The following is a 25,825-nucleotide window of genomic DNA, read 5'->3' as shown; positions in this document are numbered from 1 at the left end:
AGTTGCCCTGGTAGTCCAGTTAGACCTGAGTCGCCAGAAACCCAGGTCACCCCCCCAATCCCGGTTCAGGGCTGCCCCCCCGGAGGAGGACCGCGTGGCGGACGGCAGCAACGAGCCACGCGGCCTGTCTGGGGGATTGACCCCGCGGGTCCCATGGCGGCCACGAGGCTTCGTGCGCACGGACGCATGGAGGGTGGGAATCCATGCTGCGCGTGAGAATCCGGATACTGCTGCCTCCCTGGATGCATCCGTCACGTGGATGCGTTGCCCCGAGGCGCAGGGGCGCCGGCCTCCGGAAGCCCAGGGGCCCGTCTTGGGGGCCTTGGGGCCAGCCAGGGGGTGGTTTGCACCGGCGAACACTTCCCACCGGACTGCTTGACTCGGAAGTCCGGGTGCAGAGACTGCGACTTTTCCCTCATCCAGGGCGCACACCGCGCCCGTCCGCCCGCCCTTCCCGTCGAACCCGCCGTGATGAAGCCCACCGTCCTGCTCGTCGAAGACCCCAGCCCCCTGCGAGAACTCCAGGTACTGGCGCTGGAGAGTCAGGGGTGGCAGGTGACGGCCCTGGCGGACATCCATGCCGCCGTCACCCTGCTGAACGCCGAGCCGGCCCAGCTGCTGGTGGTGGCCGCGAGCCTGCTGACGGCCGGGGTGGTGGAGCTGGCCGCCCTGACGAAGGCACTGGCCACGACGGGCACGGGCCTGTGCGTCATGGCCTTCCCCGCCGAGCAGGAGGGGCTGCGCCGACTCGGGCCCCCCGTCAGGGACTTCGAGGGATTCATGGGCTTCCTGGAACGGCCGCTCTCCCTGGGCGGCCTGGTGGAGGGGACGCGGCAGGCGCTGTCACCGGCGGCGCTGGAGGCGTCCAGTAGTCAACGGGCGAGGGTGCTGCTGGCGGACGACGACCCGGTGTCGCGCAAGCTGTTGCAGCTGCAGCTGATGCCCTTCCGCTTCGAGGTGCTCACGGCGAGCGACGGCCTGGCGGCGCTGGAGCTGGCGCGGCGGTGGTCTCCGGACCTGGTGCTGGCGGACGCGCTGATGCCGGGCATGGACGGCTTCAAGCTGTGCCTGGCGCTGCGGCAGGACCCTCGGCTGGCGCGGGTGCCCGTCATCCTCACGCACACCGTGGCGCCCGACGAGCTGGACCTGCGCATGGCCCACAACCTGGGGGCCAACGGCTTCGTCCGGCGGACGCAGGAGGGGGACGAGCTGGTGGGCGCGGTGCTGCGCGAGCTGCACATGGGCGGGGCGGCCCACGCGCCGCCGCCGCTGGAGCTGGCCACCGAGGAGCACCTGTACCGGATGGTGCGGCAGCTGGAGCGGCGGGTGGGGCTGCTGGAGCAGGCGGAGCGCACCGCGCGGGAGAGCGAGGCGCGCTTCCGGCTGGTGGTGAACGGCTCCTATGACGGCATCTGGGACTGGGACCTGCGCCGGCAGGCGCTCTACTGGAGCCCGCGCCTGCTGGAGATGCTGGGGCTGCCCGCGGAGGGCTTCGCGGCCACGTACGACGCCTTCATGGAGCTCATCCACCCAGAGGACCGGCCGGAGGTGATGGCGTCCCTGTCCGCCCACCTGGAGCGGGGCGCGCCCTACGACGTGTCCTTCCGGCTGCGGCACGTGACGGGCGGCTACCGCTCGTGCGTGAGCCGGGGCCGGGCGCTGCGCGACGGGCAGGGCCGGCCGGTGCGGATGGCGGGCATCATCGGCGACGTGACGGAGCAGCTGCGCATGTACCGCGAGACGCAGGAAGCCGTCCGCGCGCGCGACGAGTTCCTCAGCGTCGCGGCGCACGAGCTGCGCACCCCGCTGGCCGCGCTGCGGCTGCGCGTGCAGGGCGCCCAGGGCGTGCTGAAGTCCAACGTGAGCTCGGCCCCCGAGCGGCTGGAGCGGGCGCTGGACGCGGCGGACCGGCAGGTGCAGCGGCTGGCGGACCTGGTGGAGTCGCTGCTGGACGTGTCCCAGCTGCAGGGCAGCGCGCCCCGGCTGCACCTGGAGGACGTGGACCTGGCCACGGTGGTGCGCGAGGTGGTGGCGCGCTCCGAGGATGCGGCCGCGCGCGTGGGCTGCCAGCTGGTGGTCAGTCCGCTGGTGCCCACGCCGGGACGGTGGGACGTGGCGCGGCTGTCCCAGGTGGTGACACACCTATTGTCCAACGCGATGAAGTTCGGGCCCGGCAAGCCGGTGGAGGTGGCGCTGGAGTCCGAGCGGGACATGGCGACGCTGGTGGTGAAGGACCACGGCATCGGCATCGCCCCCGGGCGCGTGGACGGCCTCTTCCGCCGCTTCGAGCGCGCGGTGCCGGTGCGCCACTACGGCGGGCTGGGGCTGGGGCTGTACCGGCTGCGCCGCATCGTCGAGGCGCACGGCGGTGACGTCTCCGTCGACAGCACGCCCGGCGAGGGCGCCACCTTCCGCATCCGCCTGCCCCGCTCGGGCCCGGTGGCCGCGCGGGCGTGAAGTCCGGCAGACGAAGGGGAGCGCCCCGTGCGGCAGCGCTCCCCTGGCTGGCCCTGTCGCGGGGGCCTACGCCTTCGGCTTGTCGGCGGACGTGGTGCCGCCGCCGACCTTGATGCGCCGGGGCTGCACCTCCGGCCGCTTGGGCAGCGTCAGGTGGAGCACGCCGTCCTTCAGCTCCGCGGAGACATGGTCCGCGTCCACGCCCTCTGGCAGGGTGAAGGCGCGGCTGAACGAGCCGAAGCTGCGCTCGTACGCGAAGTAGCGCTCGTTCTCCTCGCGCTTCTCGGACTCGCGCTTGCCGCTGACGACCAGCCGGTCGCCCGTCAGCGCGATTTCCAGGTCCTTCTCCTGCACGCCGGGCAGGTCCGCCTTGAAGATGAAGGCGTCACCCGACTCCTTCACTTCAAACGCGGGGATGAACGTGGGCGCCGCCTCCCGCGCATTTCCCATCAGCTGGGTCATGACCTCGAACGGGTCCCAGTTGAGCAGCTCCTGCATCTGGGAGAACGGGTCCCGCCCGCGACGGGGAACGGTGCTCTCTCGACGAATGATGTCAGCCATGGAAGGTCCCTCCTCTTGATATCTGCGGGTTCACCGGGCGGTGGCGGTCTCCCTGTTGCCGCGCCGCCCTGAATCGACCGTAAAGCAGCCGCGGACGGGTGCAAGCCGGGGCCGTGGAAGGCCCTGGCGAGGGCGCCTCGTGGGGGCACGGCCCCCCGACGGGACGACCGGGCGCACGGTGTCCCCTCACCTGGAGAGCGGCCGTCGCGTGACGCTCCGTCCGGACCGGGCGTCATCCCTTCGTACGATTGTCCGCCACTGGGCGCTGGGATGGGCCTATGTACGGCCATTGCTTTGAACTTCACGGAATCGCTTTAGGGTCGGTGCCCGTTTCCAGGGGAAGCCATGCCAGAGGTGCTCGTCGTCGATGACAGCAAGGTGATGCGCGACATGGTCGTCGCCTGCCTGCGGCCCTATCCGGGCCTCACCTTCACGCACGCGTCCAGCGGGCTGGAGGCCATCGAGCGGCTGTCGCTGCAGCCCTACGATTTGCTCGTGCTGGACCTCAACATGCCGGACATCGGCGGCATCGAGGTGGTGGAGTTCGTGCGCAGCCAGGACCGGCTGCGCCACCTGCCCATCATCATCGTCACCACGCGCGGGGACGAGACGTCGCGCACCCGCGCGCTGGAGGCGGGCGCCAGCCGCTTCATGACGAAGCCCTTCACGCCAGACGCCATCCTCTCCGAGGCGCGAGGGCTGCTGGAGGAGAAGCGCGGGTGACCGCCTCGGTCGACCTCGCGGACTTCCTGCCGGCGTACCTGGCGGAGGCGGAGGAGCTGCTCGGCGCGGCCAACCGCCACCTGCTCGCCGTGGAGGCCAGCGTGCGCCGGGGCATCCCGCTCCCGCGCGCCGTGCGCGAGCTGTTCCGGGCGCTGCACACCATCAAGGGCCTGTCCGCCATGGTGGACGTGGAGCCCATCGTCTCCATCGCCCACTGGATGGAGACGTCGCTGCGCCACGCGGACCGCGCCGGGGGCCGGCTGCCCGAGTCCAGCGTGGAGCCCCTGATGGAGGGGCTGCGCGAAATCGAGCAGCGGGTGCGGCAGCTCGCCGCGGGCAAGCAGGCCTCGCCCGTGCCCCCGGGGCTGCTGGAGCGCCTGGAGGCGCTGGAGGCCGTGGCCCTGGGCACCGCCCCCGCGAAGCCCGCGCCCGTCCCGCTGGAGCTGGAGGCCACGCTCGCCGCGCGCCTGTCCGCCGCCGAGCGCGAGCAGCTCACCACGGGCGCCGGCCCCGGCCGCCGCGCGGTGCGGCTGGACTTCGTCCCCAACGCCGAGCGCGCCGCCCGGGGCATCACCATCAACAGCGTGCGCGAGCGCGTGGCGAAGCTGGGGGAGACCGTCAAGGTGCTGCCCCTGTCCGGCCCAGCCGCGGGCGGCGGCTCGCTCACCTTCGCGCTGCTGCTGCTCACCGACGCCCCCGACGCCGCGCTGGTGGAGGCGGCCGGGGGGGAGCCCGCCACGGTGCACGCGCTCACCGCCACCGCGCCCGGCCCCGTGCCGGCGCCGGAGCCCGAGCTGCCGCCCTCGCTGGTGGAGGAGGAGCCCGAGGAGCAGCGCCGGGGCGGCGGCACGCTGCGGGTGGAGGTGTCCCGCCTGGACGAGGCGCTGGAGCGGCTGGCGGCGCTCGTCGTCAACCGCTCGCGGCTCACCCGCGCGGTGGCGGACCTGACGGCCGCCGGGGCGCCCACGCGCGAGCTGGTGGCCATCCTCCAGGAGAACGGGCGCCAGCTGCGCGACATGCGCGCCGCCATCATCCGCCTGCGCATGGTGCGGGTGGGGGACGTGCTGGAGCGGCTGCCCCTGCTGGTGCGCGGCCTGCGCCGCAGCACGGGCAAGGCGGTGCGGCTGGAGCTGGCCGTGGGCGACGCGGAGCTGGACAAGGCCGTGGCGGACCGGCTGCTGCCCGCGCTGGTGCACCTGGTGCGCAACGCGGTGGACCATGCGCTGGAGTCCCCGGAGGAGCGCCGCGCCGCGGGCAAGCCCGAGGAGGGGCTGGTGCGCCTGGCGTGCGACGCGCGCTCCAGCGGGCTGCTCGACATCCTGATTGAGGACGACGGGCGCGGCGTGGACGCCCGGGCGGTGGCCGCGCGCGCCGGCATGCCGGTGCCCCAGACGATGGACGCGCTGCTGGAGGTGCTGTGTCGCCCCGGCTTCTCCACCCGCGACGCCGCCACCGCCACCAGCGGCCGCGGCATGGGCATGGACATCGTCCGGCGCATCATCGTGGACCAGCTCGGCGGGGAGCTGCGCATGGAGACGCGCCCGGGCGCCGGCACCGCCTTCCGCCTGCGCGTGCCGCTGACGATTACCCTGCTGGACGCGCTCGTCTTCGAGTGCGCCGGCCTGCGCTACGCGGTGGCGGTGGGCTCGGTGGAGGAGCTCATCGAGGTGGACCCGGCGCGACTGGTGCGCTCTCCGGGCGGCGGCAGCGGCGGCGCCGTGACCCTGGTGGAGCGGCGGGGCAGCGCGGTGCCGGTGCTGGCCCTGGAGACGCTGCTGGGCCGCCAGCGCCCGGATGGCCGCGGCGGGCCGGGCGCCAAGGCCCTGGTCGTCCGCCAGCGCGGTGAGCCGGTGGCCTTCGCGGTGGACCGGCTGCTCGGCCAGCAGGAAATCGTCCTGCGCCCGCTGGAGGACCCGCTGGTGCGCGTGCCCGGGGTGGCGGGTGCCACCGACCTGGGGGATGGCCGGCCCACGCTGGTGCTGGACCTGGCGACGCTGGGGGCGGCGCGCAACGGCGCCGCAAGCAGCCTGGCGCCCGGCTCGGGAAGGGAGCGCGCGACATGAGCGTGCTGCACGTGGTGTTCAAGGTAGACGGGGCCGAGTACGCACTGCCCGCGGCGGACGTGCTGCAGATGGAGAGCTTCACGGGCGCCACCCCGGTGCCAGGGGCCCCAGCGCACGTCGCCGGGCTGGTGCAGGTGCGGGGCCGCGTCATCCCCGTGGTGGATGCACGCACGCGCTTCGGGCTGTCGCCCGGGCAGCACACGCTGGACTCCCGCGTGGTGGTGGGACAGCTCGGCGACAGGACGGTGGGGCTCCTGGTGGACAGCGCGCGCGAGGTCCTCAAGCTGGACCCGGCCCAGGTGAGGCCACCCCCTCCCCTGGTCGTGGAGGGAGCGCGCGGGTTCGTGAAGGCCGTGGCCCAGGTGGGGCCGCGGCTGGTGATGCTCATCGATTTCCCTCGAGTCATCGGGGAGGAGACGCCGGATGGCGACGGAAAGCGGTAACGGAGTCGTGGCGCTGGAGGACGCGCGCAGCCTGGCCGAGGGCGCGGCGCGCAGCGTGAACGAGAGCGCCGGCCTGGTGCAGGCGGTGGAGGGGCTGGCGTCGCGGCTGGCCGCCAGCGGCAACGAGCAGGCCGCCGCCTCCGAGCAGGTGCGCGTCGCCATCGAGTCGGTGGCCGCGCAGGTGGAGCAGACGAGCGCGGCGGTGCAGCAGCTCGTGCGTGGCCAGCGCACCACGAGCGACTCCGCGCGCGCGGTGCAGCAGGAGGTGGAGGCCACCGCGGGCTCGCTCCAGGAGGTGAGCGCCTCCGTGGCCGGCGTGCGCAAGGACGCCGCGCACCTGGCCGCGTCCGCGGACGCCACCGCCGCCACCGTGGAGGAGGTGACGCGCTCGGTGAAGGGCGTGAGCGCCAACGCGGAGGACCTGGCCGCCTCCAGCGAGGAGCTGCTGGCCTCCATGACGGAGATGAACGCCACCGTGGCGGACCTCGTCGCCCGCAACCAGTCCAGCGCCGCCGCCACCGAAGAGGTGGCCGCCACCGCCGAGGAGATGGCCAAGGGCATCACCCGCCTGTCCGCGGACTCGCAGGCGGTGGGCGAGCGCGTGGCGCAGGTGATGAACGCGGTGGGGGGCATCGGCCGGGTGCTGGCCGACGTGGCCCGCGACGCCACCGCCATGGCCTCCAGCGTGGAGGACACGGCCTCCACCACCGAGGAGCTGGCGCGCAGCGTGCGCGGCGTGGCGGAGAACGCCCGCACGCTGGAGGCGCACGCCGCCTCCACCGCCTCCACCGTGGAGGAGGTGGCCGCCAGCGTGGAGGAGGTCGCCTCCACCGCGGAGAAGAACGCCGCCGTGGTGGACGCCAACGCCGCGACGATTGAGCAGCTGGCCCGCTCCGCGCAGAACGTGGCCCGCGCCGCCGAGCAGATCAACACCCTGGCGGCCAGCAGCGCCTCCGCCTCCGCGCAACTGGAGACGTCCACGCGGCGCGTGGCCCAGATGACGGAGGAGGCGCGCGCCACCGCCGAGCGCGTGGGCACCACCGCGCGCGAGGGCGGCGCCACGGTGACGCGCTCCATCGCCGGCTTCGGCCGCATCCGCCAGTCCATCGTCGAGTCGTCGGGCGTCATGAAGGAGATGGGCAAGCGCGCCGAGGAGATTGGCGACATCGTCCAGACCATCAACCTCATCGCGGACCGCACCAACCTCCTGTCCCTCAACGCCAGCATCGAGGCGGCGCGCGCGGGCGAGCACGGGCGCGGCTTCGCGGTGGTGGCGGAGGAGATTCGCGCCCTGGCGGACCGCGCGGCGGCGGCCAGCGCGGACGTGGCGAAAATCGTCCGGGGCCTCCAGACGACGGCGCGCGAGGCGGCGACGGCGACCGGCGAGGGCGTGCGCGCGGCGGACGAGGGCGCGGCGCTGGCAACGGACGCGGAGCGGGCGCTGTCCACCATCCTCAAGGGCGTGGACGACCTGGGGCAGAACGTGCGCGAGGTGTCGCGCGCCTCCGCCGAGCAGGTGCAGGCGGTGCAGGCCCTCGCCCAGGCCACCGGGAAGGTGAGCGAGCAGGGCCGCACGATTTCCGTCTCGGCGTCGGAGCAGGCGCAGGCGGCACAGTCGCTGGCCCAGAGCGGCGCGGAGATGCGGCGCATGGCGCGGCAGACGACGCAGGCCACGGCGGACCAGGCGCGCGCGCTGCGCGACGCGGTGAAGTCCAACGGCCAGCTGGCGGACGTGGCGCAGAAGGTGTCGCGGGCGATGCAGGAGCAGGCGGCGGCGGCCGCGGACCTGGCCAAGGGCTCCGCGCAGATGCGCCAGCTGGTGCAGGGCGTGAGCGCGGGCGTGGCGGCGCAGAGCAAGGACGTGACGGCCGTGAGCACCCTGGCCCAGGAGGCGTCGGCCGCCACCCAGCGCACGCTGCTGGGGCTGGCCGAGCAGGCCAAGGCCGCCGTGGAGGTGACGAAGGCCATGGAGGAGACGCGCAAGCAGGTGGCGCAGTCCGCCCGGGGCATGTCGGAGCAGGCCCGCGCCCTCAAGCAGGGCGAGGTGGCCAGCCGCCAGGTGGCGAAGCTGGCCGCGGAGGTGACGCGCGCCACGGACGAGCAGGCGCAGGCGCTCATCGGGCTGGTGAAGGGCGCGGACGAGGTGCGGCGCGTGGCGAAGCAGACGTCGCGCGCGCTGGACGAGCAGACGGAGGCGCTCACGGGCCTCACCGGCTCGGCCACCCGTCAGACGCAGGGCGTGGCCGTCGTGGCGAGGGCCACCCGGGAGTCCTCCGGCGCCACGGACGAGCTGGCGCGCAGCGTGGAGGAGATGCGCGTGCGCGCCCGGGAAATCCTCGGCTCCACCCAGCAGCAGGTCCGGGCCGCCACCACCACCGCCGCCGAGGTGCGCGAGGTGGCCGGGCGGCTGTCCCAGCTCACGCGGCTTCAGGGAGAGCAGGCGGACAGCCTGGCGCGGCTCAATGGCGCGCTCGGTGTCACGCGCAAGCCCGAGGAAGGGGCCGTCAGGCCCCGGGAGCAGAAGGCGTGACAGCGACTTCTTCAGCGAGCACCCATCCGCTCTCGCTGTCGGCGGATGACCGGGCCCAGGTGGAGCAGGTGGAGCAGCTGGCGCGCAGGGGTGCCGGCAGCCTGGAGTTGCTGATGGACGGGCTGGATGCCCCCAGCTGGGCGGTGCGCCGCGCGGTGGTGGGCGCCCTGGCCCGGCTGGGCACGGTGGCCGTGCCGCCGCTGCGCGACGTGCTGAGCCACCGCCGCGACAGCGAGGCGCGCCTGGCCGCCGCGGTGGAGGCGCTGGTGGCCTCCTCCGGCGACGTGGAGGTGTCGCTGGAGCCGCTCGCGGAGGGTCAGAACCCCGCCGTCGTCTGCGACATCGCCCAGGTGCTGGGGCGCCGCCGCAGCCGGCGCTCCGTGCCGCTGCTGGCCCGCCTCACCGTCCACGCCGACGACAACGTCGCCGTGGCGGCGATTGAGGCGCTGGGCCGCGTGGGCGGCGGGGCCGCGGTGGACGCGCTGCTGGCGGCGCTGGGCAGCGGCAACTTCTTCCGCATCTTCCCCGCCATCGACGTGCTGGGGCGCTGCGGGGACCCCATCGTCGTGCCGGCGCTGCTGGGCCTGCTGTCGGACCCCTTCTACGCGCTGGAGGCGGCGCGAGCGCTGGGGCGCACCGGCCAGGAGGCGGCGGTGCCCGCGCTGGTGGGGCTGCTGCGCAAGGGCAATGACGCGCTGGTGCGCGTGGCGGCGGTGGCGCTGGTGGACATCCACGAGGCGCAGGTGCAGCGCTTCGGCGGGGCGCGCGCCGTGCAGTCCTCGCTGCGGGCGGATGGGGACGGGGCCCTGCTGGGCCGCCGGCTGTCGCAGGGCATCAACGGCGCGGACTCGGCGGAGAAGGTGGCGCTGGCGCGGCTCCTGGGCTGGGTGGGCGGGCAGGACGCCGCGGCGGGCCTGCTGAAGCTGCTGGACGCGGCGGACCCGGCGGTGGCGCGCGCGGCGGCCACTGGGCTGGCGGAGCTGGGCTCGGACGCGGACGCTCAGCTGCTCCAGGCGCTGCGCGACGGCGACAGCGCCCGCCGCCGCGTGCTGCTGCCGCTGGTGGGCCGCAGGACGGCGTCGGTGCCGGAGGTGCTGCTGTGCCTGGATGACCGGGACGCGTCGGTGCGCGCGCTGGCGGCGGAGACGCTGTCGCGCATCGGTGACCCGCAGGCGGTGCCGGCCCTCTTCCGGCGACTGGTGGACGAGGACCCGCGCGTGGTGCAGGCCTCCGTGGGGGCGATTCAGTCGCTGGGCAGCGAGGCGACGGAGGAGCTGGCGCTCCAGGCGGCGCGCTCGCCGGACGGGCGCCTGCGCCGCGCGGCGCTGCGCATCATCGCGTACTTCGGCTACCCGCGCGGGCTGGAGGTGCTGCTGCAGGCCATGAGGGACCCGGACGAGCGGCTGCGCGACGCGGCCATCTACGGCCTGCCCTTCATCGAGGACCCGCGCGCGGTGGACGCGCTGCTGACCGCGGCCCAGCACGAGTCCGAGCGCACGCGCGCGGCGGCCATGCGCGCGCTGGGACAGACGGAGAAGGAGGCGCGCATCACCTCCACGCTGCTGGGAGGCCTCAACGACAGGGACCCGTGGGTGCGCTACTACGCGTGCCAGTCGCTGGGGAAGCTGAACGAGGAGGCCGCCGCGGACGCCATCGTCGCGCTGGCGGACGACTCCGCGGGCCAGGTGCGCGTGGCGGTGGTGGACGCGCTGGCGCACATGCACACCGAAGGGGCCATGGCGGCGCTGCGGCGCGCGGCCTCCAGCGCGGACGCGGACGTGCGGCGCGCGGCGCTGCTGGGCCTGGGCGTGGCCCGGCGCCCGGACGCGCTGCCGGTGCTGATGGAGGCGGTGGCCTCCGAGGATGCCGCCACCCGCCTGGTGGCCCTGTCCGCGGTGGCCGAGTACGAGACGGCGGAGACGCTGCCCGCGCTGCTGCGCGCCGCCAGCGACCGGGACGACAGCGTGCGCAGCGCGGCGGTGGGCTTCCTCGCCACCCGCCCGGGCGTGCCCGCCACGCAGGCGCTGGTGTCCCTGCTGGGGGACATGACGCTGCGCGAGCGGGTGGTGAGTGCGCTGGCGCTGCCCGTGGACGGGCGGCTGCCCGGGCTGCTCACCGCGCTGGAGGCGGCGGACGAGATGACGGCGTCGCTGCTGGTGGCGTCGCTGGCCCGCATGCACCGGGCGGACGCGCGCGCCGCGCTGCTGCAGACGCTGGTGGCCGCCAGCCCCGCGGGCCGCCGCGCCGCGGCCCCGGCCGTGGCGGCGCTGGCCACGGTGGAGGCCCGCGAGGCGCTGGAGCGCGCCTCCACTCACGACGAGGACCCGGAAGTGCGCCGGGCCTGTCTGCTGGCGCTGGGCCGCTGAGCGGGGAGCCATGTCCTCCTCGCTCACCATGTCGCCGCAGGTCTTCGCGATTCTCTCCGCCCTCATCGAGCAGCGCTCGGGGCTGCACTACGGGCCGGAGGACCGCGAGCTGCTGGCGGACAAGGTGTCCCTGCGCGCCCTGGACGCGGGCTTCGACTCGCTGCTCGACTACTACTACTTCCTCCGGTACGACCCGGCGGGCTCCGAGGCGCTGGACGGGCTGGTGGACTCGCTGCTGGTGCACGAGACGTACTTCTTCCGCGAGGCGCAGTCGCTGACGGTGCTGGTGGACGAGTTCATCGAGCCGGAGGTGCGGGCCGGCCGGCGGCCCCGGGTGTGGTGCGCCGCGTGCTCCACCGGCGAGGAGCCCCTCACCCTGGCGATGATGCTGGCGGACCGGGGCCTGCTGACCAACGTGGAGCTGGTGGCCAGCGACCTGAGCACCCGCGCCCTGGAGCGGGCCCGCGAGGGCGAGCACAACCTGCGCGCCCTGCGCGCGCTGCCGCCGGGCGTGGAGGGGCGCTGGCTGGAGGTGCGGGACGGGCGCCCGCGCGTGCGGCCGGAGCTGGTGGCGGCGGTGGACTGGCGGCGCATCAACCTGGTGGACGCGGCCGCCGTGATGGGGCTGGGCACCTTCGACGCCATCCTCTGCCGCAACGTCCTCATCTACTTCCAGGACGACACGGCACGCCGGGTGGTAGAGGCCCTCACTCGAGCGCTGGTGCCCGGCGGGCACCTGCTGGTAGGAACCTCCGAGTCCCTGCTGCGCTTCGGCACCGCGCTGACGTGCGAGGAGCGGCGCGGCGCGTTCTTCTATACCAAGGCGGGTCCGTGACGGCTGCTTCCTCCATTCGCGTCCTGGTGGTGGACGACTCCGCCTTCGCGCGCAAGGTGTTGCGGCAGGTGCTCGCCAACGCGCCGGGGCTGGAGGTGGTGGGCACCGCGCGCGACGGCCTGGACGCGCTGGAGAAGGTGGCCGAGCTGGCCCCGGACGTGCTCACCCTGGACCTGGTGATGCCGGGCCTGGACGGGCTGGGCGTGCTGCGCGCGCTGGCCACCACGCCTGGCGCGCCGCGCGTGGTGGTGGTGAGCAGCGTGGGCGAGGAGAGCGAGCTGGCGGTGGCCGCCCTCCAGGCGGGCGCCGTGGAGCTGGTGAGCAAGCCCACCGCGCTCGCCACGGACCGCCTCTACGAGCTGGGCGGGGAGCTGGTGGCGAAGGTGCGCACGGCGGCGCTCGCGGTGGCGCGCCCGCCCGCGGACGTCTCGCTGGCCGGCGGCGCGCCGTCCCCGTCCGGCGTGCTCGCGCCCTCCCGGCGCCTGGTGGTGGTGGGCACCTCCACAGGCGGGCCCCAGGCCCTCACGCGGCTATTGGCGACGCTGCCCGCGGACTTCCCCGCGGCGGTGGCGCTCGCGCTGCACATCCCCACCGGCTACACGGAGGCGGTGGCGCGGCGGCTGAATGCGCACAGCCCGCTGGAGGTGGTGGAGGCGGAGGACGGCATGGAGCTGCGGCCGGGGCGCGTGGTGCTGGCGAAGGCCGGGCACCACCTCAAGGTGGAGCGGCACGGCGCGCTCAGCCTCGCCCGGCTGGACAGGCACCCGCTGCGCATGCCCCACCACCCCTCGGTGGACGTCCTCTTCGAGAGCGCCGCGCTCACCTGGGGCGCGGACACGGTGGGGGTGGTGCTCACCGGCATGGGGGATGACGGGCTGGCCGGTGCGCGCGCCATCCGCGGCGCGGGCGGCACCGTCCTCACGGAGGCCGAGTCCTCCTGCGTGGTGTACGGCATGCCGCGCGCGGTGGAGGAGGCCGGGCTCGCCACCGACACCGCCCCCCTGGAGAAGCTGGTGGCCTTGCTGGAGCGGCACGTCCGCTGAGCGCCCCCGCGCACGGGTAGGACGGGCAGTGCCAGGGCGCCTACATCCCTGGCGGCCTGACGAGCCCCTTCCAAAGTCGCACGGATGTTTTTGGCCGCGGCGGGCGCCTGGGGCAGTATCCGCCCCATGCTCCGCTACGCTGCTGACCGAAGGACCATGCTCTGGTGCCTCTTCATGCCCGTGGTGGCCCTGTCGATGTATGCGGCCCCCGAGCTCATCCCCTACCTGTGCCCGGTCTCCTGCTACCTGGCCCTGTCCGCGGGCGTCATCGCCCACAACCACAACCACAGCCCCACGTTCCGCAACCGGAAGCTGAACGAGGCGATGGGCATGTGGCTGTCGCTGTTCTACGGCTACCCCACCTTCGTGTGGATTCCGACGCACAACCTCAACCACCACAAGTTCGTGAACAAGGCGGGCGACGCGACGATTACGTGGCGCTACTCCAAGAAGCACAACTTCCTGGTGGCCTTCCTCTTCCCGTTCGTCTCCACGTACTGGCAGCAGGAGCCGACGAAGGCCTTCATCGACAAGGCCCGCGAGCGCAACCGGCCGCTGTTCCGTCAAATCATCTTCCAGTACGTCATCTGGGGCGGCACGCACGCGGCGCTGCTGGGGCTGGCCATGGTGCTGCACGGCGTGGCCGGCGGCGCCCGCATCTGGGCCTTCGCCTTCCTGATTCCAGCGTTCTTCTCGCTGTGGACCATCATGTTCTTCAACTACATCCAGCACGTCCACACGGACCCCTGGAGCGAGCACAACCACAGCCGCAGCTTCACTGGCCGCCTCATCAACTTCTTCCTCTTCAACAACGGCCTCCACACCGCGCACCACGAGATGCCGGGCCAGCACTGGAGCCTGCTGCCGGAGGCGCACGCGAAGGTGGAGGCCGAAATCCACCCGGACCTCAAGCCGGTCAGCTTCTTCGGCTGGTGCTTCCGCAGCTACGTGGCGGCGCCCTTCCTCCCCCGCTTCGGCACGAAGCAGGTGGGCCGCGCGCCCTACGAGCCGCCCACGGGTGAGAAGGTGGACGTGGCCTTCGGCGACGAGCTCCAGGCCGTCGACTCGGGTGTCAACGTCGCCCGCGTCTGATGCACTGACGTCTCACCGGGATGTCGTCCACCGGCCTCCCGGGCCGCCGTCTGTGTCTGGTATTCCCCATCTCTCTCTGGAATCAGACCAGGGGGAGTATTCACCGTGTGACCGTTTCTCATATCTCGCAGTCTGCGAGATGGGCGGGGCCGGGGGGGCAATCCACGACATGGAGGCACCGCATGATGACGGCTCCAGGACCCGTCCGTCCTTCGCCTGCGCAGGCAGCCGCGCCGGCGCGGGTGCTGTGGGTGGGCGCCGCGGGTGAGTCGTGGCTGTCGCTGGCGAGGGCGACGCGCTCGCTGCGCTGTGAGTCGCTGCAGGTGTCCTCGCTGGACGCCGCCCTTCCGGAGCTGTCGCGCGCCCGGCCGACGCTGGTGCTGGTGCACTGGCGGCAGGTGGGTGGCGCGGGAGGCCGCCTGGGGGCGCTGAGGGCGCGGCCCGCCACGGCGGCGGTGCCGGTGGCGCTGGTGGTGGAGGAGGGCACGCCGGCGGAGGTGCTGGAGGCCGGCGAGGCCGAGGGCGTGGAGGACTGCGTGCTGCTGCCCCTGCGCGACGCCGAGCTGCGGGCCCGGCTGGAGGCGCTCACCGGCGTCCCACCCCAGGCCCGGCCCACGCCGCGCCACGAGCCCCGGGTGCTGCTGCTGGCGGGCGCCAGCGGGCCGAGCGCCTGGGGTGGGCTGGGCGCGCTGCTGGAGGCCTGCGGCCACCACCTCCTCTATAGCGTCACGGCGGAGGGCGCGGTGGCCCGGGTGCGCGAGCACGGCGTGGCGCCCCACCTGGTGCTCGTCTCCGGAGAGGGGACGCTGAGCGCGCTGCGCCTGCTGTCCACGCTGCGCGCGCACCCGCTGCTGGAGGGCGTGCCGGCGCTCACCGTCGCCGTGGGCGTGGGGACGCGGGCCCCGGGGCTGGCGGCGCTCCTGCCGCGCATCCACGCGGTGCTGGACAGGGATTTGGCCTCGCTGCGCGCGGACGAGCGGGTGCCCTTCTGCTGTCCGGTGGAGTTCGGCGAGAGCGGCCCGCAGACGGCGGAGTGGACGTCCGGCTTCTCCAGCGCGCTGAGCCCCGGCGGGCTGTTCATCCGCACGCTGGTGCCGGCGCGGCCGGGCACGTCGGTGCGGCTGCGCATCATCCTGCCCACCACGCGCGAGCGGCTGGAGACGCATGGCGTGGTGGCCTGGGCCAACCCCTTCGCCCCGAGGGCCGGCCTGGCGTACCCCTATGGCATGGGCGTGCGCTTCCTGGGCATGGGCCCGCCGCGCCTCATGCACCTGCGCCAGCTGTGCCAGGGCTTCGCCTCGCTCTGAAGGCCGCTGTCCTCCCCTGGAGGCACCATGTCCCTGCGACGCAAGAAGGTCCTGCTCGTCGACGACTCGGGCACCGTGCTGCTGCTGCACCAGGTGATGCTGGCGGAGCTGGGCTACGAGGTCGTCACCGCCAGGGACGGCATGGAGGCGCTGGCGCGCGCCGAGGTGGAGCGGCCGGACCTGGTGTTCCTGGACATCGTCATGCCGCACCTGGACGGCTTCGAGACGTGCAGGGCGCTGCGCGGCCGCGACTCCACCCGCCGCACCCCCATCATCCTCTGCAGCAGCCGCTCCGAGCCCCGCAGCGTGCAGGCAGGCTTCGACAGTGGGTGCACCGACTACCTGGCCAAGCCCTTCGAGGCCTCCGAGCTGTCCGCCCTGCTGCGCCGCCATCTCGATTGACAATCTGAGTCCACATTGTCAAATCTGTCGGGAATGGCTCCCGACCCCCACCCCGTGCCCAGGCCGGCCGATGACGCGCGCCAGCACAAGCTGCTGGACGCCGCGCTGACGGTGTTCCTGCGCTACGGCTTCCGCAAGACGTCCATGGACGAGGTGGCGCGCGCCGCGCAGGTGTCGCGGCAGGGGCTGTACCTGCACTTCGCGACGAAGGAGGAGCTGTTCCGGGCCACCGTCCAGCACACGCTGGACGGCTCGCTGGAGGCGGCCACCGCCGCGCTCGGGGACGCGTCGCTCCGGCTGGAGGCCCGGCTGGTGCGCGCGTTCGACGAGACGACGGGCCGGTACGTGGGGATGGTGGGCGCGGGCGCGTCGGACCTCGCCGAGGCGGGGGGCGACATCCTCCCCCTGGTGGAGCAGTTCGAAGGCCAGTTCGTGGAGGCCGTGGCGAAGGCGCTCCGCGCGTCCGGGCTGATGGCCGGCTACAAGGCGTCCGGCCTCACGGCACGCCAGCTGGCGGAGACGCTGCAGGCGACGGCACGGGGGCTCAAGCATGGCTGCCCCAGCCGGGATGTCTTCGTGGAGCGGATGACGGTCGCCGTGCGCGCCGTGTGCGTGCCACTCGGGGAAACCTCATGAAGAACGGGAAGCAGCGGAGCTGGCCGCGTCGGGTGGCCCTGGGGCTGGGCGTGCTGTTCGTCGCGGTGGTGGTGGCCGCGCTGGTGGACGGGTGGAGGGCGTTCGGCCGCCGGGCGGACGGTGAGCGGCGCGCGCGGATGGCGAAGTCCCCGCAGTGGGGCGGCGACGCGCGCTTCGTGAACCCGCAGCCCCTGAAGAATGACTTCTGGGGCTCGGTGACGGGGGCCTTCAAGGCCAGCGCGGATGCGAACCCCTCCATCCCGCTGCCCACGGTGCGCGCGGGCCCGGAGCGCTTCGCCACGCCGCCGGCCACCGGGCTGCGCGTCACGTGGCTGGGGCACTCCACGCTGCTGGTGGAGGTGGACGGCTACCGCATCCTCACCGACCCGGTGTGGGGCGAGCGCGTGTCGCCGCTGAGCACGGTGGGGCCGAAGCGCTGGTACGGGCCGCTCATCGCGCTGGACGCGCTGCCGAAGCCCGACGCCGTGCTCATCTCCCATGACCACTACGACCACCTGGACGAGCCCACCATCACCGCGATGAAGGGCTGGGACACCACCTTCATCGTGCCGCTCGGCGTGGGGGCGCACCTGGCCTACTGGGGCGTGCCCGCCGAGCGCATCGTCGAGCTGGACTGGTGGGAGCGCACGAAGGTGAAGGGGCTGGAGATTGTCGCCACGCCGGCGCGCCATGCCTCGGGCCGGCTCGTCATCGACAACGACGCGACGCTGTGGGCCAGCTATGCGCTGCTCGGCCCCCAGCATCGCGTCTGGTTCTCCGGCGACACGGGGCTGTTCCCGGCCATGCGCGACATCGGCGAGAAGCTGGGGCCCTTCGACCTGACGATGATTGAGGCGGGCGCCTACGGCAGCGCCTGGCCCGACTGGCACCTGGGCCCCGAGCAGGCCGTCCGGGCCCACCAGCTGGTGCGCGGCCGCGTGCTGCTGCCGGTGCACTGGGGCCTGTTCAACCTGGCCTTCCACGGCTGGACGGAGCCGGTGGAGCGGGTGCTCGCGGCGTCCGAGCGGGCCGGCGTGACGGCGGTGGTGCCCAGGCCGGGCCAGAGCTTCGAGCCCGGGGCCCTGCCCGCGCTGGAGCGCTGGTGGCCGCAGCTGCCCTGGCAGACGGCGGAGCAGGACCCCATCGTCGCGACGCAGATGAACTGAGCGCTGCCCGAGCGTCCGGGCTCCGGGCTCGGAGCCCAGGAGGCTACGTGCGGGGGCCCTGCGGCGGGCCGTGGGGCTTCGTCGGCTCCGAGCGGCGCGGCAGCGTCACCGTGAAGGTGGTGCCCTCCTGCTCCGCGGACGTCACTTCGATGGTGCCCCCATGGGCCTGGACGATTTCCCGGACGATGTAGAGCCCCAGCCCGTAGCTCATCTTCAGCGTGCGGGCCGTCTGCGGGCCGCGGCGGAAGGGCTCGAAGAGGTGGGGCAGCAGGTTGTCGGGGATGGGGCGGCCGGCGTTGCTCACCTCGAGCACCACCTTGTTGCGCACGCTGCGCACCGCCAGGCGCACCGGGCTGTCCGCCGGGCTGTACTTCAGCGCGTTCTCCACCAGGTTGGACGCCACCTGGCCCAGCCGGTCCGGGTCCCACGTGCCGGCGGTGTTGCCCTTGTGCTCCACCTCCACCACGCGCTGCGGGAAGGCCACGCGGAACTCGTGGGCCACCTTCGCGGACAAATCCTTCAGGTCCATGGGGCGCGGCTCGATGGCGACGCCGCCCACCAGCCGCGTGCGGGTGAAGTCCAGCAGGAGCCGGGTGAGGCGCTCGATTCGCACGGCCGCGGTGGCGATGCGCTTGCTGGTCTGCTTCGCCTCCTCCGCGGTGCCGGCCTCGGCCAGCACGCGGGACCAGTTCATGATGGCGCCCAGCGGGCTGCGGATGTCATGGCTGACGATGCCCATGAGCTGCTCCTGGAACTCCGCGTGCCGGCGCGCCTCCTCCTCCGCCCACTTGCGCTGGGTGATGTCTCGGCTGATGCCGAACAGGCCGAACACCTTGCCCTCGGCGTCCTTCAGCACGCCCTTGGTGGACAGCCACACGCGCGGGCCCTCGACGCCCGGCTGCGCGTCCTCGTAGGTGACGGTGCGCCCGAAGGCGAACACCTCCCTGTCGTTGGAGATGTTGGTGCGCGCCACCTCCGGCGGGAACAGCTCCGAGTCCGTGTGGCCGACCATGGCCTCGGCCTTGAGGCCCACCGCCTTCGCCCCGGCGGTGTTGATCATCTGGTACCGGCCGTCCAGGTCCTTGGTGTAGACGGCGTCCGTCGTCCCCTCGAGGATGGCGCGGAAGATTTCGCTGGTGCGCCGCAGCTCCTCCTTCGCGCGGCGCTCGCCGGTGATGTCGCGGCAGTGCACCAGCAGGCCGCCCTCCACCGGGCGGATGCGGACGTCGAAGCACAAGTCCCGGTCCGGCCAGCCGTGCTCGAAGCGCACGGTCGGCTGTCCGGTGGCGGGCTCCTCGAAGCGCAGGTGGCGGCGCAGCTCCAGCAGGGTGGGGCAGGCGCGGCGCAGGTCATCGCCGGGGCCGACGCCGTCGCCCAGCAGCTCCGCCATGCGGGGGCTGACGTAGGAGAAGCGCCAGGTCGCGTCGACCATGAAGAAGGCGTCCGGCAGGCCCTCCAGGAGCGCATGGAGCGGCACGGCGGGCGCCTCGGAGGGGGGCGCGACCGGGGGGCGCTGGCGCTTCTTGGCGGAGGTGGGTGCCATGCGTCTTCGGTTCCGCGGTCGGCCGGGGGCCTTCAAGGGGTGAACATGGACATCGATGGGAACGCGACATGGCTACGGAGGTCGTCCGGTCTCCGGTTTCCTGGAGCCTCCGCCCTCCTGTTCTCTTCAACGAACAGTGGGATGCCCGGGTCGCGTCGGCTTTTCACGAGCTCCCTCCTGCACGGCTGGACGCGGCGGGGCGGCCCACGACGCCCACGGTGAGCAGCGAGGTGAGCACGTCCCCATACTGGAAGAGGAAGCCCTCCATGCGCAGGCCCGCGCGGGCGGCGAGGGGAAGGTCCACGTGTGCTCGGCCGCCCAGGGGGAAGACGTACGCGAGGCCCACGGGCCCGTAGGCGGCACCCAGATGCGCGGGCACCTGGCCGTGCGCGTCGAGGACACCGGCCTCCAGCGCGACGGGTCCCAGGCGGTAGAGGCCCTTCACGGAGGGCCGCAGCCGGAGGAGCGGCTCGCCGGTATAGCCGACACGGAGCACGGCGCCGCCGACGACGCTCCAGCGCTCACCGGTGTAGCCGAGGCGCGCGGTGAGGCTGGTGCTGGCGCCCGGGCCCGCGTCCCCCAGGGGGAGCAGCGACAGGAGTCCGCCGTCGAGCGTGAAGCCGCCGAGGAGGTAGCGCGCGGCGGTGCTGTTGGCGAGGTACGTGTCGCGCGAGTGGCCGCCGTCGAGGACATGGCCCCCGGTGAGCAGGCCGACGCTGGTGCCCAGCTCCGCCGCGAGCGCGCGCGGAAGGGGGGCCGTCTCCTGCGCGGGGCCGGGCGCGCTGGAGAGGGCGAAGGTGAGGAGTGCGGGAAGCGGGGAGCACATCCGGCAGGAACCATACTCCGCTCCCCGCCTCACGCGATGCCACCGGGCCGCTCTGCACTGCGCGTTACAGTGGGCCGCGCGAGGAGAAACACGGCGGTCCCCAGAGGGTGCACCAGTGACGGAGGAATGCGCCCATGTTGAATGCGGGCCGGCTGTAAACAGGGAATCCCTGTGATTGGTGTGGAAAACGGGGGTGGGGGCGGTTTGGGAGCGGAGGAGGCCTCACGCCGACTTCGACTGCTCCGCCTCGTCCTGCTCGAAGAGGCTCTCCAGCTCCTTGCGGGCGCGGGCGGCCATCTCCACCAGCTTCGCCTCGTCCGTGTGGTACTTCGCCGTCTCGCGCAGGAGCTTCTCGTCGTGCTCCTTCAGCCGCTCCACGATGCGGTGGCTCTCGGAGAACGTGAGGCCCAGCTCCTGGAGCACGTCGCCGCCCATCTCCAGGCTGCCGGCGAACGTCTCGCGCATCACGTGCTCGATTCCCATGTCCAGCAGCCGGTACGCATGCACGCGGTTGCGCGCGCGGGCGAAGATGGTCAGGTGCGGGAAGTGCTCCTTCACCGTCTGGGCCGTGCGCACGGACGCCTCCACGTCGTCGATGGCCAGCACGAACACCTTCGCCTTCTCCGCGCGCGCGGCCCGCAGCAGGTCAATCCGGGACGCATCGCCGTAGAAGACCTTGCTGCCGAAGCGCTTCATGAAGTCGATGTGCTCCGGGCTCGCGTCGATGGCCGTGAAGCCGATGCGCTTGAGGCGCAGCAGGCGGCCCACCATCTGCCCCACCCGGCCGAAGCCCGCGATGATGACCGGGTTGTCCTCCTCCGGCGCCACGTCGAACGCGCGCGCCTCCGCCTTCTTCGCGAAGCGCGGGCGCAGCCACCGCTCGTGCGCCGCGTACAGGAGCGGCGTGGTCGCCATCGACAGGCCCACCACCACCACGAGCAGGTCCGCCAGCGCCCGGTCCATCACCCGGAACGACACCGCCAGCGCGAAGAGCACGAAGGCGAACTCGCCCCCCTGCGAGATGACGATGCCCAGGCTGAGCGCCGGCTCGTCCTGCTTCAGGCTCCAGCGCCCCAGCCCGTACAGCACCGCGCCCTTGAGCGCCACCAGCCCCAGCACCAGGCCCGTGACGACCCACGGCCGCTCGACGATGAGCCCCAGGCTCACCGACATGCCCACGGCGATGAAGAACAGCCCCAAGAGCAGGCCCTTGAAGGGCTCGATGTCCGCCTCCAGCTCGTGGCGGTACTCGGACTCCGCCAGCAGCACGCCGGCGAGGAAGGCGCCCAGCGCCATGGACAGGCCCACCGCGCTCACCAGCGACGCGGTGCCCACCACCACCAGCAGCGCCGTCGCGGTGAACAGCTCCGGGCTGTGGAACGAGGCCACCGCGCGGAACACCGGGCGCATCAGGTAGCGCCCCACCAGCACCACCGCCACCAGCACACCCACCACCTTGAGGCCGGTGAGCCAGCCCGGCTCGGAGGACACCTCGCCGCCCGCGCCCAGGAGCGGCAGCATGGCCAGCAGCGGAATCACCGCCAGGTCCTGGAAGAGGAGGATGCCGAAGGCCAGCCGCCCGTAGCCGGTGGTGAGCTGGTTGCGCTCGGCCAGCAGCTGGAGCGCGAAGGCCGTGGAGGACAGCGACAGCCCGAAGCCGGCGATGACGGCCGCCCCCGGCGTGAGGCCCAGCGCCAGGCCCGCCCCGGACAGCAGCGCGCCGGTGAGCAGCACCTGCGCGCCGCCCATGCCGAAGACGGAGCGCCGCAGCTCCCACAGGCGCGAGGGCTGCAGCTCCAGGCCGATGACGAACAGCAGCAGCACCACGCCCAGCTCGGAGACGTGGAGGATGCTCTCCACGTCGGTGACGAGCTTCAGGCCCCAGGGGCCGATGACCGCGCCCGCCGCCAGGTAGCCGAGCACCGACCCCAGGCCGAGCCGCTTGAACAGGGGAACGGCCACCACCGCCGCGCCGAGGAAGACGAGCGCCTGATGCATGAAGGACATGGGGCCCTTCCTCGCACGGACGGCGCGCCAACGGCAATCCAGGGGCCCCAAAGCCCCGGGGCGCCCTCCCGGCTCAGGCGTGCGTGCAGTAGCGGGAGATGGCCGCCAGCAGCTGCGTCATCTCCACCGGCTTGCGCAGCAGGCCCGCGGCGCCGGTGGGCGGCTCCGTGACGTGGCTGGCCGTCATGATGAGCACCGGCACCAGGGACTGCGTGCCCGTCACGCGCAGGCGCTCCAGGAACTCGTAGCCCGTCAGCACGGGCATCATCAAATCCAGGAGGATGAGGCAGGGCTGCCGCAGGGTGGCCAGCACGCTGAGCCCTTCCTGGCCGTTGCTCGCGCTGTGGACCGTGTAGCCCTCGAGCTCCAGGAGCTCGGCCACTGCTTCACGGATGTCCTGGTCGTCTTCGACGACCAGGATGGAATGCTGGGCGTGCTCGCGGCGCATGGGTCCCACCCTCACCTCATCAAGCCGGGCTGCTGGCGTCCGGAAGTCTACCCCCTGTCCCCCGGCCTGTCCCCGCCTCACGAGGACGCACGGCGGGTGGAGAACTACTCATCCTCCTGCTGACCGAATAGCAGGCGTATCAGCGGCAGGTCCTCCGAGTGGCAGAACACATAGACGTGGTCCCCCGTCTGGAAGACGGTGTCGCCCCGGGGCGCGAGCAGCTCGGTGCCTCGCACCAGGAGCATGGCGGCCGAGCCCTGGGGGAAGGGCAGGTCGGAGATGCGCTCGCCCGCCACGGCGGACGCGGAGCCGATGTGGAACGCGCTCAATTCGCCGTTGAGCAGCTGGGTGGAGGCAATCTCCAGCACGGCCTGGGGCGGCTCGGGCACGTTGGCCGCCAGCCCCAGCTTGCGCGTCACCCACGGCACGGTGGCGCCGGGGATGAGCCCGTTCACCACCACGATGAAGAAGACGATGTTGAAGACCTCCCGTGCGCCGGGGGCGCCGGACAGCACGGGGAAGGTGGCCAGGATGATGGGCACCGCGCCGCGCAGGCCCACCCAGCCGGTGAAGAGGATTTCCCGCGCCGGGAAGCGGAAGGGCAGCAGGCACAGCAGCACCGCCAGCGGCCGCGCGACGAAGGCGAGCACGAGCCCCAGCCCCAGCCCCTCCAACGCCACGTCCAGGAGCGCCTCGGGGAACACGAGCAGCCCCAGCACCAGGAACATGCCCACCTGGGACAGCCACGCCAGCGCGTCGTGCACGCGCAAGAGGCCCGTGCGGTAGCGGATGGCCTCGTTGCCCAGGGCGATGCCGACGATGTAGACGGCCAGGAAGCCGCTGCCATGCAGCAGCGTGGGCACGCCGAAGGCCAGCAGCGCCAGGGCCAGCGTCATCACCGGGTACAGCCCCGCGGCCCGCAGGCGCAGGCGCTTGAGCAGCTGCCGCCCGGCCCAGCCGATGCCCAGGCCCAGGCCGGCGCCCACCACCATCTGCACCACCGTGCCCGTCACCAGCTCCCAGCCGGGCTGCTTCCCGTCCACCAGGCTGAGCGTCAGCGCGGTGGTGAGGATGAAGGCCATGGGGTCGTTGAGGCCGGACTCCAGCTCCAGCGTGGTGCCCACGCGCCGCTTCAGGTGCAGCCCGCTGCCGCGCAGCACGGAGAAGACGGCCGCCGCGTCCGTGGAGGAGACGATGGCCCCCAGCAGCATGGCCACCGGCCAGTCGAAGCCGAACAGCAGGTGGGCCGCCACGCCCATCACCGCCGCGGTGACGACCACGCCCAACGTGGCCAGCACCGCCGCCGGGCGGAGCGCGGAGCGGATGGCGGCCAGCGGCGTGTTGAGGCCGCCGTCGAAGAGGATGAGCACGAGCGCCAGCGTGCCCAGCCGGAAGGCCAGGCCGTAGTCGCTGAACTCGATGCCGCCCGGCCCGTCCGAGCCGGCCGCCATGCCGACGCCCAGGAACAGCAGCGCCACGGGGATGCCGAAGCGGCCGGAGGCCCGGCTGAACAGGACGCTCAGCGCCAGCAGGACGCCACAGGCGGTGAGGAGGAGTGCGGTGGGAAACGGCTCCGCGCTGGGCATGAGTGGGCCGGGACTCTATGCCAGCCGGCGAGGGGGAGCGGGACGCTGACGCGCCAGTGTCAGGCGTCCGTCGCCGTGCGCGCGGGCGGAGGCAGCGCCAGGCCGGAGCCGGTGGCCAGCGGGAGGGTGAAGGTGAAGAGGCTGCCCGCACCCGGAGTGCTCTCCGCGCGGATGGTGCCGCCGTGGGCCTCCACCAGCCCCTTGGCGATGGCCAGCCCCAGGCCGGTGCCGCGGCTGGCCGCGTCGCGCGCCTGCCAGTAGCGGTCGAAGATGTGGGGCAGCGCCTCGGGGGCGATGCCGGTGCCGGAGTCGCGCACGTGGAGGGACACCTCGCCGCCGCGCGCGGTGGCCCCCACCATGAGGCGGCCTCCGGCGGGGGTGAACTTCACGGCGTTGCCCAGGAGGTTGCCCAGCACCTGGAGCACCCGCACCCGGTCGCAGCGTGCGCGCACGTCGCCGGCCGGGGCTTCCGCGTCCAGGTGCAGGCCCTTGGCCTCGGCCAGCGGGCGGATGGACTCCAGCGCCTCGGTGACGAGCGCCGGCACGGAGTGCTCGCCCCACTCCAGGGGCAGCCCTCCGGCCTCCAGCCGGCCCCAGTCCAGCAGGTCCGAGATGAGGCGCGACATCCGGTCCGTCGCGTCCTGGATGCGCGTGGCCTGCTTCGCCACGCTCTCCCCGCCGGGCTTGCTGCCCGCGCCGCGCAGGAGCAGCGCCGCGCCCAACTGCACCACGCCCAGCGGGTTCTTCAAGTCGTGGGACACGACGGCCAGCAGGTCCTCGCGGGCGCGCGCGGCGCGGCGGGACTCGCCCACCAGCCGCGCGTTGTCGATGGCGAGGCTGGCGCGCAGGCACAGGTCCTCCGCCAGCGCCAGGTCCTCCGGCCCGTAGCGCCGCCCGGAGCCCGAGGCGACGAACGTCACCGCGCCCAGCGTGTGGCCGCGCGCGCGCAGGGGGACAATCATGTACGAGCGCGCCTGCAACAGCCGCAGCAGCGCGGGGTGGGCCGGCTCGGCCGCCGCCGCGCGCAGCAGCGAGTCCGTCACCGCGGGCACCAGCTCCGACTCCCCGGTGCGCAGCACGCGCGACAGGCCCACCGGCGCGTCGTCGCGCAGCTCCGTGCGCGGGGGCAGCGCGCGGGTGCGCCCCTGCTGCGCCGGGTCCAGGCAGGCCACCGCCACGCGCGCCACCCACGGGCCCTGCTCCAGCGCGTCCACCAGGCACCAGTCCGCCAGGTCCGGGACGGCGAGGTGGGCCAGCAGCGTGTACATGCCCTGCGGGTCGGGCGGGTGGGTGAAGAGCGTCGTCATCGCCTGGTAGAGGAAGGAGCGCCGCCGCTCGGCCTGCTCCACCTCCGAGCGCGCCAGCTGCTCCAGCTCCAGCGCGCGCGAGTACACCGCCTCCGCCTCGGTGAGCGCCCGCGCCGTCACCAGCACGGAAGGGCTCCCGGTGGCCTCGGCCGGCAGCGGCGTCACCACCAGCACATGCCGGCGCGGGCCTGCTTCGGTGGGCCAGGACAGCTCCACGTCACGGGGCGCTCCGCTGGACAGCGCCCGGGCGCGCGCCGTCTCCAGCTTCGCCACGTCCTCCGCCGGCAGGCCCAGCTCGCCCCAGTGCCTGCCCACCAGCGCTCCGGGCAGCCGGGCCAGCGTCCGCGCCCCGGCCGCGCTGCACGCCGCCACCCGGCCGGCACCATCCAGCACATAGGCCGGCTCCGGGAGTAGGGTGAACGCGGACGCGAGGGCGGAGGGGGGAGGGGCTTCCATGCGTGGCCGAACTGAAACGAGGCGCCCC

Annotated in this window: 20 protein-coding genes; 13 read left to right on the top strand and 7 right to left on the bottom strand. The window is 73.5% G+C overall.

Annotated elements, in window-relative coordinates; all coding sequences use genetic code 11:
- The first annotated feature begins 471 nt into the window (after positions 1–471).
- Positions 472–2,457, top strand: a complete 1,986-nt coding sequence (locus LXT23_RS21645; protein WP_253982119.1) for a hybrid sensor histidine kinase/response regulator — start codon at positions 472–474, stop codon at positions 2,455–2,457.
- Positions 2,458–2,523: 66 nt separating this feature from the next.
- On the opposite strand, the gene LXT23_RS21640 is transcribed toward LXT23_RS21645, so the two are convergent.
- Positions 2,524–3,018: an Hsp20/alpha crystallin family protein gene (locus tag LXT23_RS21640; protein WP_253982118.1), complete on the bottom strand. Its 495-nt coding sequence runs from the start codon at positions 3,016–3,018 to the stop codon at positions 2,524–2,526.
- A 345-nt stretch (positions 3,019–3,363) separates the two neighbouring features.
- On the opposite strand from LXT23_RS21640, the gene LXT23_RS21635 reads away from it, so the two are divergent.
- The 12 genes from LXT23_RS21635 to LXT23_RS21580 all read left to right on the top strand — a co-directional run bounded on the left by LXT23_RS21635 (position 3,364) and on the right by LXT23_RS21580 (position 17,624).
- Positions 3,364–3,741 (top strand): response regulator, encoded by a 378-nt coding sequence (locus LXT23_RS21635; RefSeq protein ID WP_253982117.1) that lies wholly within the window; start codon positions 3,364–3,366, stop codon positions 3,739–3,741.
- Positions 3,738–5,804 (top strand): chemotaxis protein CheA, encoded by a 2,067-nt coding sequence (locus tag LXT23_RS21630; RefSeq protein ID WP_253982116.1) that lies wholly within the window; start codon positions 3,738–3,740, stop codon positions 5,802–5,804. The genes LXT23_RS21635 and LXT23_RS21630 overlap by 4 nt, the downstream gene beginning before the upstream one ends.
- Positions 5,801–6,247, top strand: a complete 447-nt coding sequence (locus LXT23_RS21625; RefSeq protein WP_253982115.1) for a chemotaxis protein CheW — start codon at positions 5,801–5,803, stop codon at positions 6,245–6,247. The genes LXT23_RS21630 and LXT23_RS21625 overlap by 4 nt, the downstream gene beginning before the upstream one ends.
- Positions 6,228–8,777, top strand: a complete 2,550-nt coding sequence (locus LXT23_RS21620) for a methyl-accepting chemotaxis protein (protein ID WP_253982114.1) — start codon at positions 6,228–6,230, stop codon at positions 8,775–8,777. Before LXT23_RS21625 ends, LXT23_RS21620 begins: the two co-directional genes overlap by 20 nt.
- Positions 8,774–11,143 carry a HEAT repeat domain-containing protein gene (locus tag LXT23_RS21615; protein ID WP_253982113.1) on the top strand — a complete coding sequence of 790 codons (2,370 nt, stop codon included), beginning with the start codon at positions 8,774–8,776 and terminating at the stop codon, positions 11,141–11,143. Before LXT23_RS21620 ends, LXT23_RS21615 begins: the two co-directional genes overlap by 4 nt.
- A gap of 10 nt (positions 11,144–11,153) precedes the next feature.
- Positions 11,154–11,978: a CheR family methyltransferase gene (locus tag LXT23_RS21610; RefSeq protein WP_253982112.1), complete on the top strand. Its 825-nt coding sequence runs from the start codon at positions 11,154–11,156 to the stop codon at positions 11,976–11,978.
- Complete coding sequence (cheB, locus tag LXT23_RS21605) at positions 11,975–13,021, top strand: chemotaxis-specific protein-glutamate methyltransferase CheB (RefSeq protein WP_253982111.1); 1,047 nt, start codon at positions 11,975–11,977, stop codon at positions 13,019–13,021. Before LXT23_RS21610 ends, cheB begins: the two co-directional genes overlap by 4 nt.
- A 126-nt stretch (positions 13,022–13,147) precedes the next feature.
- Entirely contained in the window at positions 13,148–14,113 is a 966-nt protein-coding gene (locus LXT23_RS21600) for a fatty acid desaturase family protein (RefSeq protein ID WP_253982110.1), read from the top strand.
- 182 nt (positions 14,114–14,295) lie between these two features.
- A complete protein-coding gene (locus tag LXT23_RS21595; protein WP_253982109.1) occupies positions 14,296–15,420 on the top strand; it encodes a PilZ domain-containing protein in 1,125 nt (374 codons plus the stop codon).
- Positions 15,421–15,447: 27 nt separating this feature from the next.
- On the top strand, positions 15,448–15,822 hold the full coding sequence (locus LXT23_RS21590) for a response regulator (protein WP_253982108.1): 375 nt from the start codon (positions 15,448–15,450) through the stop codon (positions 15,820–15,822).
- Positions 15,823–15,855: 33 nt separating this feature from the next.
- Positions 15,856–16,458 (top strand): TetR/AcrR family transcriptional regulator, encoded by a 603-nt coding sequence (locus LXT23_RS21585; protein WP_253982107.1) that lies wholly within the window; start codon positions 15,856–15,858, stop codon positions 16,456–16,458.
- Entirely contained in the window at positions 16,455–17,624 is a 1,170-nt protein-coding gene (locus tag LXT23_RS21580) for an MBL fold metallo-hydrolase (RefSeq protein ID WP_253982106.1), read from the top strand. The genes LXT23_RS21585 and LXT23_RS21580 overlap by 4 nt, the downstream gene beginning before the upstream one ends.
- 43 nt (positions 17,625–17,667) lie before the next feature.
- Here LXT23_RS21580 and LXT23_RS21575 read toward each other — a convergent pair whose 3' ends face one another.
- The 6 genes from LXT23_RS21575 to LXT23_RS21550 all read right to left on the bottom strand — a co-directional run bounded on the left by LXT23_RS21575 (position 17,668) and on the right by LXT23_RS21550 (position 25,797).
- A complete protein-coding gene (locus LXT23_RS21575) occupies positions 17,668–19,167 on the bottom strand; it encodes a PAS domain-containing sensor histidine kinase (RefSeq protein WP_253982105.1) in 1,500 nt (499 codons plus the stop codon).
- Between the two features lie 163 nt (positions 19,168–19,330).
- Positions 19,331–19,993 (bottom strand): hypothetical protein, encoded by a 663-nt coding sequence (locus tag LXT23_RS21570; protein ID WP_253982104.1) that lies wholly within the window; start codon positions 19,991–19,993, stop codon positions 19,331–19,333.
- Between the two features lie 222 nt (positions 19,994–20,215).
- Complete coding sequence (locus LXT23_RS21565; protein ID WP_253982103.1) at positions 20,216–22,000, bottom strand: monovalent cation:proton antiporter-2 (CPA2) family protein; 1,785 nt, start codon at positions 21,998–22,000, stop codon at positions 20,216–20,218.
- A 73-nt stretch (positions 22,001–22,073) separates the two neighbouring features.
- Positions 22,074–22,448 carry a response regulator gene (locus tag LXT23_RS21560; RefSeq protein WP_253982102.1) on the bottom strand — a complete coding sequence of 125 codons (375 nt, stop codon included), beginning with the start codon at positions 22,446–22,448 and terminating at the stop codon, positions 22,074–22,076.
- 104 nt (positions 22,449–22,552) lie between these two features.
- Positions 22,553–24,034, bottom strand: coding sequence for a potassium/proton antiporter (locus LXT23_RS21555; RefSeq protein ID WP_253982101.1), 1,482 nt, complete (start codon positions 24,032–24,034; stop codon positions 22,553–22,555).
- A gap of 59 nt (positions 24,035–24,093) precedes the next feature.
- Positions 24,094–25,797 carry an ATP-binding protein gene (locus LXT23_RS21550; RefSeq protein WP_253982100.1) on the bottom strand — a complete coding sequence of 568 codons (1,704 nt, stop codon included), beginning with the start codon at positions 25,795–25,797 and terminating at the stop codon, positions 24,094–24,096.
- Between the last annotated feature and the right edge of the window lie 28 nt (positions 25,798–25,825).

Source organism: Pyxidicoccus xibeiensis, assembly GCF_024198175.1.
In the GTDB taxonomy this organism is placed as follows: Bacteria; Myxococcota; Myxococcia; order Myxococcales; family Myxococcaceae; genus Myxococcus; species Myxococcus xibeiensis.
The sequence above is the reverse complement of the archived record's forward strand: the minus strand, read 5'-3'. Positions and strand labels throughout refer to the sequence as shown.